The sequence below is a fragment of the Lentzea sp. NPDC004789 genome, from assembly GCF_053601075.1.
The window spans coordinates 208,905-224,771 of record NZ_JBSGBE010000011.1 but is presented as its reverse complement, the minus strand read 5'-3'; the positions used below and the strand labels follow the sequence as shown (position 1 = coordinate 224,771).

The following is a 15,867-nucleotide window of genomic DNA, read 5'->3' as shown; positions in this document are numbered from 1 at the left end:
GACCAAAGGGGGAGACATGGAAACAAAAGAACACATCGGCGTGGTGACACAACAGGAGGCGCGGTACGCCGACCTGGTCAGCGGCCTGAACCAGCGCTACCGCGGCACACCGGAGTCGGTGCACCTGCCGCGGTCGACCGCGGAGGTGGTCGCGGTCGTCCAGGACGCCGTCGACCGCGGCAAGCGCGTGTCCGTCCGGTCCAGCGGCCACTGCTACGAGGACTTCGTCTTCAACCCGGACGTCGAGATCGTGATCGACATGTCCGGCATGTCCGACGTCTACTTCGATCCGCACCGCCGTGCGATCGCGGTGGAGTCCGGCGCCACCAACCTGCGGACGTACCAGACGACCTATCCCCGTTGGGGCGTGGTCGTGCCGGCCGGCTTCTGCTACTCGGTCGCCATGGGCGGCCACGTCTGCGGCGGCGCGTGGGGCCCGCTGGCCCGTCAGCACGGCCTGGTCGTCGACCACCTGGAAGCCGTCGAGGTCGTGGTGGTGGACGAGGACGGCTGCGCCCGCGCGGTGACCGCCGGCCGTTCGCCGCAGGACCCGAACCACGACCTGTGGTGGGCGCACACCGGCGCGGGCGGCGGCAGCTACGGCGTCGTCACCCGCTACTGGTTCCGCACGCCGGGAGCGACCGGTCACGATCCGGCCGGACTGCTGCCGCGCCCGCCGGGCTCTCTGCTGGTCAGCGCGGTCAGCTGGCCGTGGGAGGAGATCAGCGCCGCGGAGTTCGGGCGGATCGCCCAGAACTACGCGTCCTGGCACGTCGAGCACCGGCGGTCCACTGTGGAGCTGATGAGCCAGCTGGTGCTGACCCACCGCAGCGCCGGCCAGATCGGCTTGCTGGCGCTGGTCGACGGGACGGCTCCCGACGCCGAGTCGGTGCTGTCGTCCTACCTGCGCGACATCAACGCCGGGGTGTCCGTGACGCCGGGTGCCCTGACCACACCGATGGCCGAGCTGCCCGCCATGCCCCAGTTCGTGAACACGCGCTCGTTGCCGTGGCTGCAGGCGATCCGCCTGCTGGGCACCACCAACACCACGCTGAACGACCCGACCCTGCGCGCCGAGTACAAGTCCGCCTACATGCGCTCGACGTTCCCCGAGAGCCACCTGGCGGCGTTGCACGCGCACCTGACGCGCACCGACATCGTGAACCCGACCGCGGCCGTGCAGCTGACCTCGTACGGCGGCCGGATCGCCGACGTGGCACCCGATGCCACCGCTTCGGCGCACCGCGACGCGGCGTACAAGCTGCAGTGGCAGGTGTTCTGGAACGACCCGGCCGAGGACGATCTGCACGTGCGATGGGCTCGTGAGTCCTATGCCGCGACCTACGCGGAGACGGGCGGCGTGCCGGTGCCGAACTCCGTCACGGACGGCTGTTACGTGAACTACCCGGACGCCGATCTCGGCGATCCCCGGTTCAACCAGTCCTCTGTGGACTGGCACGGCCTGTACTTCAAGGAGAACTACCCGCGGTTGCAGCGGATCAAGGCGCGCTGGGACCCGCGTGACTTCTTCCGGCACGCGCAGTCCATCAGGCTGCCCTGAGCCGCGGCGAGCGCCGTCCGGCGACCGGCTTCTCCGGTGGTGACGACTTCGTGAGTAGTGTCATGACCATGGAGAACGGCGGACCCAGCCGGACGGCGCTCGTCACCGCGTACGCCCGCGCGTATCACCAGATCGTCGACCGGGCACAGATCTTCACCGATCCCCTCGCGGCACGTCTGCTCGGCCACACCGCGGACGACCTGCCGACACTGGGCACGGAAGCGACCGATCGGCTCGGCGAGGCCGTGACGGACCGGCGCCGCCGCCTGTTCTTCGCCACCAGGGCTCGCTTCGCCGAGGACACCGTTGCCGAGGCCGTCGCCGCCGGTGTGCGGCAGGTCGTCGTCCTGGGTGCGGGCCTGGACACCTTCGCCTACCGCAACCCGCGCCGCGACGTGCGCGTCTTCGAGGTCGACCACCCCGCCACCCAGGCGTGGAAGCGAGAACGCCTTGCCACGGCCGGAATCGACAGCCCCGAGACGCTGACCTTCGTGCCGGTCGACTTCGAAACCCAAGCGCTGCCAACGGAACTGGAGTCCGCCGGATTCAGCCGGACGGACCCGGCCGTGTTCGTGTGGCTGGGCGTCGTCTACTACCTGACCCCGGAAGCGGCTGAGGCCACCCTCTCCTACATCGCCGGCCAGGCCCAGCCGGTCGAGGTGGTCTTCGACTACCTGCGGACCGCGACCACCGACGCCGAACACGCCTACCAGCGCGCACGCGCCGATCGGCTGGCCGGCGTCGGCGAACCGCTGTTCAGCTACTTCACCCCCGACGGCATCGCCGAGCAGTTGCGAGCCCTCGGGTTCACCGGTGTCGAGGACCACGCCGCCGCCGAGTTGATCGCCGGTTACCTCGGCGGCTCCGCGGAGTTCGAGGACGAACCGTCTCCGGGGCTGAACCTGATCCGCGTGCTGCGTGCGAGCCGTTGAGGGAACCCGCGAACACGAGGTGCCGGTAGGGACTACCGGCACCTCGCGGGTGATCACTGGCCGATCAGAAGTGGAGCATGTACTGGAAGTCGGCCTGCGCGTTGCTCACGTGCACGTTCTTGCGGGTGCCGTAGGCGAGCGGGTTGTTCCAGTTGTACTCCTCGACGTCGAACGAGCCGTCGGAGTGGACCGCGTTGACGTAGGCGACGTGGCCGACCCGGTGAACGTCGTTGACGGCGATGGCGCCGACCTTCGGGGTCTTGTTGACCGTGACGCCGACGCGGCGGGCGGCGTCGTCCCACGTGCCGGCGTTGCCCCAGGTGGTCCCGCCGTAGGAGTTGCTGAAGCTGGGAACGCCGAGCCTGCTGGCGATCCGGTACGCCGCGAAGGCGGTGCAGTTGTCCTGGGCGAACCCGCGGGGACGACCGTCGTAGTCGTTGGTGGGGCTTTCCGAACCGCCGCCGCCACTGGTGAGGAACTTGTGGCTGGCGTTGTTGTTCTTCAGCGTGGCGTTGAGGTTGCCGGACGCGCCGGGAGCGAAGTCCTGGCTCGCGCCGCCGTAGTTGCTGTTGAAGTAGACCCGGACCGTGTGGCTGGTGCGGTTGCGCACTGATGCCGCGTGGTTCTTCACGCACAGGCCCTTGCCGGCGCCCTCGCCCTTGAACTCGTAGCAGGACGGCTGGGTGGCGCCGTAGTCGTCGATCGAGCCGGTGAAGTCGGAGATCGAGCCGGCCTGGTTGCTGTTGTAGTACAGGCAGAACTCTCCGCTGTCGCAGTCCCCGTCCCGGCTCGCGGCGGACGCGGGTGAGGCGGTGGCGGCCATGAGCGGCGCGACGAGGGCCAGTGCGGCCCCGGCGGCGGCGAGCATCGTGGGTGCGATTTTCACGGGTTTCCCTTTTCGCGAAGTATCAGTGATCAGGCTTGTGGTCAGTGCGAGCGCTGGTATTCCTCCCAGGTGTGGATCGGCACCTTGGGGCCGTCGTCGGGGTGGCGGTTGCCGAGGCCGTTCATGCCGAGGTAGTAGTCACCGACCTGGTTCTGCGCCTGGGTCGACTGGTCGGTGTCGTTGATCGCCACCGCGTGGATGTGCCACGGCCAGTTGCCCTGGGACGGGCTGCGGACCCAGGCGGCGAAGCCGACCTGGCGCAGCGCACGGGCGACGGAGGTGCGGGTGTCGGCGGACATGCCGTCGACGTTGATGTCCACGACGCCACCGCCGTCGTGGGTGCCGGCGGAGGTCGGGTCGCCACCGGGGTTGTAGGAACCCTGGTCCAGCTTGAGACGGCGTCCCAGCACGCGCTCGGTCTCGGTCAGCATCGCCTGGGTGCGGGTGTTGACGACGTACCCGTCACGCTGGACCTTCGAGCCCGGCTTGATCACGTGGGAGACGGTGAACCGGCCCTCCCCGAGCGCGGCCAGCGAGCTCGCGCCGGGCAGCCCGTTCGCGGCCAGTCCGGTGTAGCCGAGCGAACGCTGGTAAGCCGCGTACGCCTTGATGGTCGTGGTTCCGAAGTAACCGTCGACCCATTGGGCGTCCAGCAGGTTGCGCGCCTGGAGCGCGCGCTCGACGGCCAGCACGGAGTCCTTGGCGCCAGGGGTGAGCGTGTCGTCGGCGCGCCGGGGGTCGATCTGGGCGGCCAGGACGGTGGCTTCCATGTTGACGACGGGCGCGGCGACGGCCTCCGTCGCGCTCATCGTCAGGGAGCCCAGGACGGCGAAGGCCGCCAGCGCCGTGACGGCGCCCCGGGTCTTCATCTTCATGTTCATGCGGTGTTTCTTTCCGTTCGGTCAAAAGCCTTGCCACGGCTTCGGTTCAGCGCCGGGAGTCGTGTGCGTGCGGCTTGTCGTGGAGGTGCGTTTCCTGCGTGGGAGACGTGGCTGCGGTGCGGCGCCAGGTCAGCAGCGGAGGTCGGTCAACGCGGTGGTGTCCCCGAAGGGGAGGCCTGCACGGCGAGTGCCGCGGCAGTGGCCACTTTGGACATGGTCGTTCCCTTTGTTCTGGCAGTGGGGACAGCGCAAGCGCAGTGCCTGTGCACAGGCTCGAACATGGCGCTGACAAAGTTCTGACATCGCTCTGACACGGCGATGAGCAGAGCCGTTCCTGCTGCCGGCGAAGCGCCGCCTGTTCTGCGCGTGAGATGGATCCACCACTACGGATGCGTCGGTGGCGGTGAGGCAGGTGACGACTCGGTATCGGTACGCCGTTCGGTGCAACGTCGTGGGCTGATCGGCCGATGTGCCGGTATGGGTGTTCGAGCGAGTACGCGATGACGGCGCCGGCCGAGCCCGCGACGGGTGACACGGCGTCCTACCAGCTCAAGCGGTTCTCCGAGGCGGCGGACAAGATCAGGGCGAACGCGGGTACCGCGGCCAAGACGCTGGGCGGCGTGGGCAGCGCGGTGGTCGCGGCGGTGGGGGTCGCGAAGTTCAGCGACATCCTGCCCCTGCCCGGCCGGGGGTGGAGCGACGGGGGAGTACTCGTCCTTCTGGCCGTGACGCTCGTCGGCTTCGGCGCGATGGGGTGGGCCGTGCTCGCGTTGACCGGGAAGCTGTGGCTGGTCGGTGAGCCGGTCTTCACCACGGCCGATCCGGCGGAGATGGATCTGGCGGACCACGAAGAGAAACGCCTGGTCAAGAAGGCCTACCGGGAGACCGTCAAGCTGAACTTCAGCGCCGACGAGTTCGCGGCGTTCACGCCGGCGGAGAAGTCGTCGCTCAAGGCCTACGAGCAGCGGGCGATCGCGCTGGAGCTCGACGCCGAAGCCGACGGCCTGCCGCCGGAGGAGCGTGCCGTACTGCGCACGCGGGCGACGGCGATTCGCACCGACATACGCGCCACCCAGGCCCGTGCGGCCGCGCTCGTCGTCCGCACGCGCGCGGCGAAGATCGGCAAGCCCGGCCCGCTCTACGGGTTCGCGGCGCTGTTCGCGGCCGGCCTGGTCGCTTCGAGCCTCTGCGCCGGCGAACTGAGCGCCCGGCGGACCTCCGAGCTGGAGAGCACCGACAGGAAGGTCGCCACGGTGAAGGCGTGCGCCGACGCGGTGGAGGCCCTGACCAAGAACAAGATCACGCTGGAGACGATCCCGGCGCAGACCTTCCCGGCCGAGTGCCCGAGGCCGGAGAAGACCGCGGACACCCCGCAGCCGTCGCCCGCCGCGCACCGCGCCGAGACGACCACCGCTCTGATCAACTCCTACCGCGACTGCCTGAACGCCGCCACCGGCAAGCCGGACAGCTGTGCGTGGATCCTGACGATCATCAAGCAGTCGGCCGGATGACGCGGACCTCCTGACCCCCGACACCGAACGCGGTCATCCGGGTTCACCCTGCGGCCACCGCGCTGGGGAGATCGTGGTGCAGGTCGAGAACCTCGCTCACGCCGGCGATCGAGAGCACCCGGTTCACGCAACCGCCGCCGGGCGCGACGACCGCGAGTCGCGTGCCGTGCCGGACGGCTTCCCTCTGGCTCTGGACGAGAAGGTTGATTCCGGCCGAACCGATGAACTCGACCTCGCTCAGGTCCAGCACGAGCACGCCGGGTCTGGCTCCGAGCTGGGTGTGCACCTCGCGCCGGACGAGGTCGTCGTTGCTCATGTCGATCTCACCGGCGACCGAGGTCACGGGTACGAGGTCGATCTGGATGGTCTGCACGGAAATGGGCGCGCGCGGCTTGAGCTCGGTCATGGCCGTCGTTCTTCCTGCTGGGGTGCGTGCGCTGCCGGCACGGCCGTCCAGGCGTCACGACAGCGGCCTGTCACCGAGACGGGCAACGCTTCCCGAGACGTCGAAGTAGCCCCGACCAAGTAAGCCCGAGGGTACCCACTTCTTTGTACGGTGCAAACGTGGTCACGTACCGTGGGCGTCGTGGTGCAGGTCTTCATCCAGCCCTCCTACGGCACTCCCGGGGCCCGCAGGCATTGGGCGGACACCTTGACGCGAGCGGTGCCGATCCGGTCGGCCGGCCCGAGTCCGGCGGACCTGGCCCGCTTGAACACCGTGCACCCTCGCGGGCGGGCGCGGTTCTGGGGTGCCACGGCGAAACACGACAAGCGCATGGACGGCCTCGCCCCCGGTGACGTCGTGCTCCTCACCGGACGAAAGCACGTGCTCGCCATCGGCGAGGTCGGGCACGCGTTCCGCGACCCGGCGTTCGCACGACGGCTGTGGCGCCCCGATCCGGGGAAGTGCCTCTGGAGCAACGTCTACAGCCTCCGCCGCTACTGGCCCGCGCGGATGCCCTACGAGGAGATCTGGGCGCTACCGGGATTCACCGCCGGCGACAACTTCATGGGATTGCGCTTCCTCGCGCCCGAGAAGGCCGCCGTGGTGCTGGCGCACATCGCTGCCGACCGCGCGAGCGAGCCCGCGGGTGACGACGAGATCTGCGACGTCGCGGTCTGATCTCGACCAGATTCGGCATGAGCAGCCACACCGCGTAGTTCACCAGGATCGGATGCGGGCGCGGACTTCGCGAACCGCCTCGTCCTCGTCGAGGGGCCACAGGCGCACGGTGTCGTCGGTGCCGGCGGACACCAGCGCGCGTCCGTCGGGGCGCCAGGCCAGCTGCTTCACGTCGTGGGTGTCGTCGCTCAGCGACACCCGCTTCCGGACGGACGGGATGTCCCACACGGTGATCTTGTGGTCGGTGCCGGCGATCGCCAGGCGGGTGCTCTAGAGGTGCCGGGTCACGGCACTCAGCTCCTCGCCGGTGAGGAGGTCCGAGTGACCGCCGGCGAGGACGTGCTCGGTGAACGGGCCGCTGGTCCGGTTCTGCCAGTCCCGCACGCCCTCCTCCGTGGTCAACGGGTCCCGGTCCCCGCGGACCGCGATCACCGGGCACCGCAAGGGTTCGAGCGCCTCGAAGTCGAACTCGGCGAGCAGCCGCAGGTCGTGCATCGCGGTCTCGGCGATGATCTCCCGCCACTCGTCCGAAGGCGCGTCCGCCAGCGCGCCCGCGGCGTCGAGGTACGCCAGCGCGTCCGACGGTGTGGCGATGGCCTGCGACGGCACGTGCACCCGCGCGTTCGCCCCGGACACGACCAGCGTCTCGACGGAGTCTCCCAGCGAGGCCGCGACGGCGCAGGCGACGTAGGCGCCGAAGCTGTGTCCGAAGAGGACGGTGCCGGCCTGGCCGGCGCAGGCGCGCACGAGGTCGTCGAACGACGACGCCGGGTCCGTGCCGAAGCGGCCGGGGTACTTGACGGCCCGTGTGCCCGGCGGCGCGTCGCCGCCGAACGACCCGGCACCGGGGAAGAAGGTGATCACAGCTTGCTCACCTGCCTGCGGCCGGCCAGGTGCAGGCTCAGCAGCACGACCGCGAAAAGCGCCCAGCACAGCCACATCGGCGGTCCCGCGAGCAGCGTCACGGCCAGCACGGTCACCCCGCACAATGCGGTGATGACGCGCGCACGGGTGCCGTCCGCCAGTTTCGCGAACGCTGCGGCGCCCACCCCGTAGAGCACGAAGTAGATCCCGCCCGACACCACGAAGAGCGCCTCGAACGGCACCAGCCCCAGCGCGCCGAGCACGGCGATGACGGTCAGGACCAGCCCGACCACGACGACCGACGTCACCGGGTTCGCGTCGCGGGCGCGCACCCGGCTGAGCAGCGCGGGCAGGTGGCCGCTGCGGGCCATGCCGAAGACCAGGCGGGACAGGGCGAGCACCGAGGCGCAGACGTTCGCCGTGATCGTGGCGATGACCAGCAGCAGCGTCATCGGCCGGCCGAGGCCGCCCAGCGCGTGTTCGGCGAGGATCAGCAGCGGCGCCGAGTTGAGCGCCGGGTCGCGGGAGTCCACCACGGCGAAGATTCCCAGCAGCAGCAACGCGTACAGCGCCACCACGGCGAGGTAGGAGGCGACGAAGATGCGCGGGATCGCGTCCGCGCTCTTGTGCTCCTCGAACGTGAACGCGACCGTCTCCCAGCCGGTGAACGCGACGTACACCGCGGTGAGCGCGGTGCCGAGAGCGGAGAACTCCGGCAGGTGCGTGCTCGGGGCGGCCGGTCCGTGCGCGCCGATCGCGATCACCGCGGTGACCACGACCAGGGCGAACAGCGCCACCAGCAGGGTGACCTGCAGCTTGCCGGAGACGTTCGCGCCCAGCAGTGCCACGGCGGTCGCGGCCGCGAGCACGGCCACGGGGAACACCCAGGCCAGCGCGGACACGCCGGAGAACTCCGCGAGATAGCGGCCGCCGGTGATCGCGGTCGCCGGGATGCCGGTGACCAGCGCGAACGTGGCGAGCATGCCGGAGGTGCGCCCGGTCGCCCGGCCGAGGGCGACCTCGGCGTAGTGGGCGACACCGGACGCGGCCGGGTACCGCCGGCCCAGCCAGGCGTAGCAGTACAGCAGCGGCACGACCGACAACGCCGCGACGGCCCACGGCATCCACGCCGACAGGCCGAGCTGGTAGTAGCTCGTGCCGGGCAGGACCATCATGCCGGCGCCCAGGATCGTGGACAGCGCCACGAAGGTGCCGACGACGACTCCCATCGATTTGCGAAGCTCGCTCACGCGACATCCCTCAGCGTTGCGACGACCGAGTCCACCGCCCCGCGGAGCACCTCCGGCGGAGTTCCGTCGAGCATGTGTCCCCCTTCGGCTTCGATCAGTCGGAATTCCCCTGATACCCGAGCACGCCAGCGGGCACACCTTTCCGTTCCGATGAACGAGTCCCCGCGGGTCGTGACCACGTGCAACCGGTCGATGTCCGCCGCATGATTCACCCATTCGGCTAACCGGTCGGCGACCTCGGCATCGGTGCGGACTCCGGCGGCGACCTCGGTCAGCAATTCCGGGTCGGCGAGAACTTCGGCCGGGAATCCGTCGCCGGCGAGAACGTCCGCTATCTCGGCGTCCGTGGAATGCGACATCGTCGGAATGCGGCCGGCGGTGTCCGGGCACGGCGTGTTGAGCAGCAACACGCCCACCGGCTTCCCCAGGGCGGGGCCGAGCTTGCCGGACAACCGGATCGCGGACAGGCCGCCCATGCTGTGCCCGACGAGCACGACGTGCGGCGCGGAGGACTCCTCGGCCGCCCGCACGATCTCGTCGACGGTGTCGCGTTCCCACCGGCCCGAGCGCAGCTCGCCGACCCCCGCCGCGTTCGCGCACGGCAGGTACTGCGCGCCGGACAGCCAGCCGAACGTCCGGCCCGCACCGGCGGCGGGGAAGGACACGATCATGCGCCCAGGTCCCTCGCCTTGACGACCTCGACCTGCAGCTCGGTGAGGCCCAGCATGAAGTTCGACCGCAGCCGCTGCGGCGGCGCGACCACGGCGAACGCCTTGTCCCACGCGGCCAGCTCCTCGACGAACATCTGGATCTCCAGCGTCGCCACGGGTGCGCCGATGCAGCGGTGCACGCCAGCGCCGAACGCGATCTGCTTGTTGTCCTCGCGGTCGATGACGAACTCGTCGGGCCGGTCGAAGACGGCCGCGTCCCGGTTGGCCGACATGTTCCACAGCGTCACGAAGCTGTCCTTGGGGATGACCTCGCCGCCGACGTGGAAGTCCTGCACCGCAAGGCGTTGCACGTAGCTGTTCGTCGAGGTCCAGCGCAGGAACTCGGCGGTGGCGACACCGGCCGGCACCTCGCCGTCGGCCACCTTCGCCCACTGCGCGGGCTCGCGGCTGATCGTGTCGACGGTCAGGCTGGCGGTGTGCGGGGTCGTCTCGTTGCCGCCCACGGCGACGTTCAACCCGTTCAGCAGCGCGACATCGCGCGGCATCTCACCGGACGCGACGAGCTGCGCGAGCATGCCGATCATGTCGTCGCCCCCGCCGTCGGCGATGCGCCGCTCCACCAGCTCGTCCATGAAGTCGAGCACCTCGAGCTGCGCGTCGACCAGCGAGTCCAGCGGCGCCGCGCCGTTGTAGGCCTGGTCGCGGTAGCCGATCATGGTCCGGGTGGCGTCCAGCAACGAGGCCGCGTCCTGCGGGCCGATGCCGAAGAGGATCTCCAGCACGCCCTTGGGCAGCTCGGGCGCGACGAGCGTGGTGAAGTCGACCCGGTCGCCGACGGACAGCTCGGCGAAGGCCTCGCGGATGTTGCGGCGGACCGTCTCGCCGATCCTCGCGACCATCTCGCGGCTGAAGCCGCTGGTCTTGATGGGCTTCTTGATGGCGGCGTGCGCGGGCTCGTCCGCGACGATCAGCATGCGGCCCGACGCCGAGTCCTTCTCCGGGCGGTACGAGCCGTCGATCATCGTGCCGTAGGACGAGCTGAGGCCCTCGTGGTCGAGATAAGCGGCGTACACGTCGTCATAACGCGTCAGCGCGTAGAACTCGTATCCGTCCTCACGGCGGTGGCAGGACACGGGATTGTTCTCCCGCAGCTCGGCCAGGTAAGCCCACGGGTCGTCCTCGGCGAAGAAGTCGGCCGAGTAGAGTGGGCTGTTCTCAACGACCAGCATTGTCGCCTCCGATCAGCTCTGCGATTCCCGCGGGCGTGCGGCCGCCGAAGAAAACGTGACCGGGCACCTTGACCCCGGTCTGCTCCTTCAGCAGCGCCCGGCACCGCAGCACGGCCAGCGAGTCGAATCCGGCCGCGAAGATGTCGGTGTCCTCCGCGATGTCCTTGTTCGATATCTTCCGCACACATTCGACGATCGTGGCGGTGGTGATCTCACTCATTCAGACTCCCGTTGTGCGCAAGTGGCGGCCCACCAGTGCGGCGGTGTCGACCTTTCCGCCGGGTTTGACCGGAAAATCGTCCACGAGCTCCACGGCGATCGCCCTGGAGTAACCGCGGACCAGTGACTCGACCCGGTCGCGAACCTCGTCGCCGGGCGTACCGGGTTCGAGCCGGGCGAACGCGACCGTGTGCCGTTCGTGCTGGGCGACCCGGCAGGCCGACACGCCGGGCAGCCCGGCCACGTCGTGTTCCAGCGCGGCGGCGTCGACCCGCGTCCCGTTGACCTTGATCCTGCTGTCCGTCCGCCCGGCGAACACCAGGTCGCCCTCGTCGGTGGCCCACACGAGGTCACCGGTGCGGTACCGGCCGTCGAACCGGGTCGTGAGCTTCCCCTGGTCGAGGTAGCCGAGGCAGACGAACGGGCCTTCGACGACGAGCTCCTGGGCGCCGTCGAGGTCGCGCAACCGTTGCACGCACCCGTCGAGCGGCTTGCCGATGGGGATGACGTCGCCCTCGAAGCCTTCCGGCAGCACGTACCCGTGGGTGGCGAACGTGGCCTCGGTCGGTCCGTAGAGGTTGACGAACCGGTTCGTCAGGCCGGCCTCCCGCGCCCGCCGGTAGGTCGAGACGTGGAACTGCTCGCCGCCGCTGAACAGCCACGGGATGCCGGCGATCGCCTCCGGCAGCACGTCGAGCAGCGTGTCGATCACGGCGGCGGGCAGCAGCAGCCGGTCGATGCCGTGCCGTTGCACGAGGTCCGGCCACTCGAAGACGTCCTCGTTGACGTTCGGCAGGCACACGACCTTCCCGCCCGCCGCGACCGCGCACCACGTGTCGAACCACCAGCCGTCGAACGCCGGGGTGGCGAAGCTGCCCGCGGTCAGCCGGTGGTCCACCGGCACTTCCAGGTCGCGGCAGGCGAACAGCGCCAGCAGGTTGTCCCTCGTCACCGCGACGGCCTTGCGGCTGCCGGTGCTGCCGGAGGTGAAGTTGACCGACGCCACGTCGTCCGCGACGTCGTTGCCGGACGTGCCCTCGGCGATCGTCACTCCACTGTAGACGGACAGCGACAGGTCGGGGCGGACGCGGTCGATCTCGTCGGGGCCCAGGGTGCCGTCGTCGCTGACCACGGCGCAGCCGGCCCGCCACGCCCCGAGCTGGCCCGCGAAGAAGCCGAGCTTGGTGCCGGCGCGGATCAGCACGATCCTGGCCGAGCCGTGCGCGCGGATCGCGCGTTCGATCGTGGTGGCGAGGGCGTCGACCTCCCGCCAGCTGTGTTCCTCGTCGTCCTCCGCCCACAGCGGGTCCGCCGACCGCCACTGGTCGCCGTGGAGCAGGTCCTCCCAGGTCTTGTTCATAACCGCAGTCCCAGTTCGTCGATCACCATGCTGGTGCTGATCACGCTCACTCTCGGATCCCACTTGCCGCCGGCCGCTTCGGCGTCGAGGGCGTCGGGGCGGAAGACGCCGCTGGCCGCGACCAGGTCGCGCCACCGGTCCCAGACGGCTTCGTCCGTCACCGAGGAGAGGCCGTGCGCGGTGAAGCCCTGCTTCGCCCGTCGCAGCACGGACTGCGGCACGATGCCCTCGTAGGCGGCCTTGAGACAGGCCTTGCCCTCGAAGTCGGCCATCTTCTCCTCGTCGGGCACCCGCATCGCCAGTGCCGCCATCGAGTTGCTCAGGAACGGGTAGCGCCCCTCCACGGAGTTCGCCATCAGCATGGCGTCGCCGTGGTCGCCCAGCAGGTGACCGCCGAGCTGCACGTAGACGTCCGCGATCGAGCGCAACCTCATCGGCGTGAGCCCGGCGGTCTCCTCGTCGGTGAACGGGATCAGCCGGTCGCGCCAGAACTCCTGTCCGGACAGCGCTTCCCGCGCCTGGCCGGTCAGACCCTGTCGCCGGCCGTCCACAGCGGACCAGTCGACCTCCCAGGAGAAGTCCGCGCGTCCCCACGCCCGCTCGTTCTCGCCGCGGTCGCCGCGCCGGCGGGACGTCACCGCGTCGAAGGCGTAGGAGTCGTAGCCGAAGAAGAGCTCGTCCGCACCCTCCCCGGAGATCACGCCCTTGAGCCCGGTGAGCGCGACCTCGCGGGAGAGCATGAGCGCGGCCACGTTGTAGGTCTCGCGCTGCGGGAAGCAGCAGTGCCGCACCATGGCCTCGAACTCGGCGGCGATGTCGGCGGGACCGCACCGGATCTCCCGGTGCTCGCCGCCCGCCGCCTCGGCCACCTCGCGCTGGAACCGGCCCTCGTCCAGCACCGCGTCCCCGAAGACCACCGAGAACGTCCTGAGCGGCTTCTCCCGCAGCCGGGACGCCGCCACGACGAGCGTGGAGGAGTCGAAGCCACCGCTGAGGTAGGCGCCGATCTCGACCTCCGCACGCAGTCTGTCCTGAATGGACCGCTGCAGGGTCTCGCGGATCTCTTCGGCCGTCACGGTCTCCGCGGTCTCGAATTCGCCGTAGCGCCAGTACCGCGTGGTTTCCGCGCCATCCGCACCGAACCGCACCACGCAGCCAGGCGGCACGGCCCGCACGTCACGCACCAGCGTGCGGGGCGCGACGATGTTGCCGAGCTGCAGGTACTGGTCGAGCGCCGTCGCGTCGAGCCGCCACGCGCCCGGCACCGACCGCAGCAGCGGCCTGAGCTCGGAGCAGAAGTGCACCTCGGCGTCGCTCACCGTGTGGTACATCGGGCAGATGCCGAACCGGTCGCGGCCCAGGTAGAGCCAGTTCCGCTCGCGGTCGTGGATCGCGGTGGCGAACTGCCCGTCGATCATCGCGAGGCCGGCGGCGCCGTGCCGGGCGAAGAGCTCCGGGACGACCGCGACGTCCACCCGGTTGACCGGGTCCTCGCCGAGCTTCGCCCAGATCTCCCCGGCGTTGTAGACCTCGCCGTTGGTGAGCGCGGTGAACCGCCCCGAGCGGTCCTGCGCCGGCTGCCAGCCGTCGGCGAGCCCGGTCATGCCGAGCCGGCCGAGCTTCACCGAGAGCGCGGGCGTGCTCAGCGAGTACGTCTCGTCCGGGCCGCGGTGCAGCATCCGGTTGTGCATGGCCGCGGCGATCGTGCGGTCGGGACCGCCCTGCCACGCGAACGTTCCGCACAGACCGCACATCACCCGCTCCGCTCTTGCAGCTGCTTCGCCAGCGCCCGCAGGTCCGGTGCCCGCAGCACGTCGCGCACGCCGGCGTCGGTCCAGCCGAACTCGCGCATCCGCCCGACGAGCGTCAGCGCCGATGCCGAGTCGCCGCCGATGTCGAAGAAGTTGTCGTCCAGCCCGGCGTCCTGGACGCCGGTGAGGCCGCGCACGACGTCGAGCACGCGCTCGCCCGGCGAGTCGCCGTTCGTGTCGCCGGTTTTGCTGTTCTGCAGCGCGTCGCGGTCGAGCTTCCCGTTCGGCGTGTACGGCAGGGCGTCGACCCGGTGGAGCGCGGAAGGGATCTTGTACGGGTCGAGCACCTCTTCCAGGTGGCGCCGCAACGCCCTCGGGTCCGCGTCGCCCTGGTAGTAGCAGACGAGCGCGTCCGCCTCCGCGGCGCCGTCGTGGGACTCGACCGTCACCGCGGCCTCGGCCACCCCGTCCGCGACGCACACGGCGTTCTCGATCTCGCCGGGGTCCAGCCGGTAGCCGCGGACCTTCACCTGCCGGTCGAGCCGTTCGACGAAGTACAGCTGACCGTCCCGTTCCTCGGCGATGTCGCCGGTGCGGTACTCGCCGCCGAACGGCCGCACGCCCTCGTCGGTCAGGTAACCGATGCCGACGCTGTTCCCGGTGATGACGATCTCGCCGTCACGGAGGTGGTAGGCGCAGTCGCCGACGACCTCGCCGAGCGGCACGCCCGTGCCGCCGGCGCGCAACGGTCCACTGAGGAGGTTGCAGATGGTGGTTTCGGTTGTCCCGTAGGCGTTGTGGAAGTCCGCCACCGCAGACCACTTGGTGACCACGGCCGGACGGCACGCGCCACCACCGTTGATCACGTGCTCCAGCCTCATCTCGTTGGTGGGCGTGGTGGCGGTGAGGGCGAACGGCGTGGTCTTCAGGTGCGTGATGCCGTAACGCTCCAACGTGTCGCGCAGCTCGTTGCCGGGCGCGAGGAACGCCTCGTCCAGCACCACCAGGCAGCCGCCCGCGGTGAGCGTCCACAGGATCTCGGTGATGCACCCGTCGAAGGTCAGCCGGGCGAACTGCAACGTGCGCGACCGCGGGCCGACCTGCAGCCGCCGCACGTGGTCGTCGATCACGTGGGCGAGCGGTTCGGTGCGCACGAGCACGCACTTGGGTTCGCCGGTGGAACCCGAGGTGTGGATGGCGTAGCAGACCTCGCCCTCGGCCGCGTCGATCACCGGGGCGGGCCCGGCGCTCCGCCACCGCTGCGGGACCTCGGTGAGCGTGCCGTCCCGGTCGGCCATGAGCTTCAGGCCCAGCAGGCTCGCCTTGCGCGTGTTCGACGTGTCGCTGTCGCGGCTGTCGAGGAACACGAAGGGGCGCTTGGCCTTCAGCGCGGCCATCAGCGCGGTCACCGCACCGGGATGGCGTCCGGCGTCGATGCCGATGAACTCGCCGGGTGCCAGGCGCGTGCCCAGCTCTTCGGCCAGTTCGTCGGTGAGCCTGCCGAACTCGCGGTAGTCGATGGTGAGGTCCGCGGTCTGCACGGCGGGCCGGTCCGGGTGCTCCCGCACCGCCCGCTCGAATCGTTCGACGATCAGTGGTGGTTCCACGGTGTCTCCTGTGATGGTCTCC

General features: G+C 70.1%; 16 protein-coding genes. 4 read left to right on the top strand and 12 right to left on the bottom strand.

Features of this window, described 5'->3' with window-relative positions:
• Nucleotides 1–16: 16 nt before the first annotated feature.
• Together ACWEIJ_RS25255 and ACWEIJ_RS25250 are read left to right on the top strand one after the other, a co-directional pair.
• On the top strand, nt 17–1,561 hold the full coding sequence (locus tag ACWEIJ_RS25255; RefSeq protein WP_449839700.1) for an FAD-binding oxidoreductase: 1,545 nt from the start codon (nt 17–19) through the stop codon (nt 1,559–1,561).
• 68 nt (nt 1,562–1,629) lie between these two features.
• Complete coding sequence (locus ACWEIJ_RS25250; protein ID WP_449839699.1) at nt 1,630–2,493, top strand: class I SAM-dependent methyltransferase; 864 nt, start codon at nt 1,630–1,632, stop codon at nt 2,491–2,493.
• Between the two features lie 64 nt (nt 2,494–2,557).
• Here the strand turns inward: ACWEIJ_RS25250 and ACWEIJ_RS25245 are convergent, their stop codons facing one another.
• Nucleotides 2,558–3,379, bottom strand: a complete 822-nt coding sequence (locus tag ACWEIJ_RS25245; protein WP_449839698.1) for a CHAP domain-containing protein — start codon at nt 3,377–3,379, stop codon at nt 2,558–2,560.
• Nucleotides 3,380–3,420: 41 nt separating this feature from the next.
• On the bottom strand, nt 3,421–4,260 hold the full coding sequence (locus ACWEIJ_RS25240) for a peptidoglycan-binding domain-containing protein (RefSeq protein WP_449839697.1): 840 nt from the start codon (nt 4,258–4,260) through the stop codon (nt 3,421–3,423).
• Between the two features lie 500 nt (nt 4,261–4,760).
• Here ACWEIJ_RS25240 and ACWEIJ_RS25235 point away from each other — a divergent pair, with 500 nt between their 5' ends.
• On the top strand, nt 4,761–5,771 hold the full coding sequence (locus ACWEIJ_RS25235) for a hypothetical protein (RefSeq protein ID WP_449839696.1): 1,011 nt from the start codon (nt 4,761–4,763) through the stop codon (nt 5,769–5,771).
• Between the two features lie 43 nt (nt 5,772–5,814).
• Here the strand turns inward: ACWEIJ_RS25235 and ACWEIJ_RS25230 are convergent, their stop codons facing one another.
• Nucleotides 5,815–6,177, bottom strand: a complete 363-nt coding sequence (locus ACWEIJ_RS25230; RefSeq protein ID WP_449839695.1) for an STAS domain-containing protein — start codon at nt 6,175–6,177, stop codon at nt 5,815–5,817.
• Between the two features lie 180 nt (nt 6,178–6,357).
• Here ACWEIJ_RS25230 and ACWEIJ_RS25225 point away from each other — a divergent pair, with 180 nt between their 5' ends.
• Nucleotides 6,358–6,894 carry a hypothetical protein gene (locus ACWEIJ_RS25225; protein ID WP_449839694.1) on the top strand — a complete coding sequence of 179 codons (537 nt, stop codon included), beginning with the start codon at nt 6,358–6,360 and terminating at the stop codon, nt 6,892–6,894.
• A 39-nt stretch (nt 6,895–6,933) separates the two neighbouring features.
• On the opposite strand, the gene ACWEIJ_RS25220 is transcribed toward ACWEIJ_RS25225, so the two are convergent.
• From ACWEIJ_RS25220 to ACWEIJ_RS25180, 9 genes are read right to left on the bottom strand one after another with little or no spacing between them, the layout of a single operon-like run.
• Nucleotides 6,934–7,122, bottom strand: coding sequence for a WD40 domain-containing protein (locus ACWEIJ_RS25220; RefSeq protein WP_449839693.1), 189 nt, complete (start codon nt 7,120–7,122; stop codon nt 6,934–6,936).
• Nucleotides 7,123–7,164: 42 nt separating this feature from the next.
• On the bottom strand, nt 7,165–7,758 hold the full coding sequence (locus tag ACWEIJ_RS25215; protein ID WP_449839692.1) for a thioesterase II family protein: 594 nt from the start codon (nt 7,756–7,758) through the stop codon (nt 7,165–7,167).
• Nucleotides 7,755–9,008: an APC family permease gene (locus ACWEIJ_RS25210; protein WP_449839691.1), complete on the bottom strand. Its 1,254-nt coding sequence runs from the start codon at nt 9,006–9,008 to the stop codon at nt 7,755–7,757. Before ACWEIJ_RS25210 ends, ACWEIJ_RS25215 begins: the two co-directional genes overlap by 4 nt.
• On the bottom strand, nt 9,005–9,679 hold the full coding sequence (locus ACWEIJ_RS25205) for a thioesterase II family protein (protein WP_449839690.1): 675 nt from the start codon (nt 9,677–9,679) through the stop codon (nt 9,005–9,007). The genes ACWEIJ_RS25210 and ACWEIJ_RS25205 overlap by 4 nt, the downstream gene beginning before the upstream one ends.
• Nucleotides 9,676–10,908, bottom strand: a complete 1,233-nt coding sequence (locus ACWEIJ_RS25200) for a cytochrome P450 (RefSeq protein ID WP_449839689.1) — start codon at nt 10,906–10,908, stop codon at nt 9,676–9,678. The genes ACWEIJ_RS25205 and ACWEIJ_RS25200 overlap by 4 nt, the downstream gene beginning before the upstream one ends.
• Nucleotides 10,895–11,128: an acyl carrier protein gene (locus ACWEIJ_RS25195; protein WP_449839688.1), complete on the bottom strand. Its 234-nt coding sequence runs from the start codon at nt 11,126–11,128 to the stop codon at nt 10,895–10,897. The genes ACWEIJ_RS25200 and ACWEIJ_RS25195 overlap by 14 nt, the downstream gene beginning before the upstream one ends.
• The gene (locus tag ACWEIJ_RS25190; protein ID WP_449839687.1) at nt 11,129–12,487 is read right to left on the bottom strand and encodes an AMP-binding protein; all 1,359 of its coding nucleotides are present in this window, start codon (nt 12,485–12,487) and stop codon (nt 11,129–11,131) included.
• On the bottom strand, nt 12,484–14,241 hold the full coding sequence (asnB, locus tag ACWEIJ_RS25185; protein ID WP_449839686.1) for an asparagine synthase (glutamine-hydrolyzing): 1,758 nt from the start codon (nt 14,239–14,241) through the stop codon (nt 12,484–12,486). Before asnB ends, ACWEIJ_RS25190 begins: the two co-directional genes overlap by 4 nt.
• Complete coding sequence (locus ACWEIJ_RS25180) at nt 14,241–15,845, bottom strand: non-ribosomal peptide synthetase (protein ID WP_449839685.1); 1,605 nt, start codon at nt 15,843–15,845, stop codon at nt 14,241–14,243. Before ACWEIJ_RS25180 ends, asnB begins: the two co-directional genes overlap by 1 nt.
• Nucleotides 15,846–15,867: the final 22 nt, after the last annotated feature.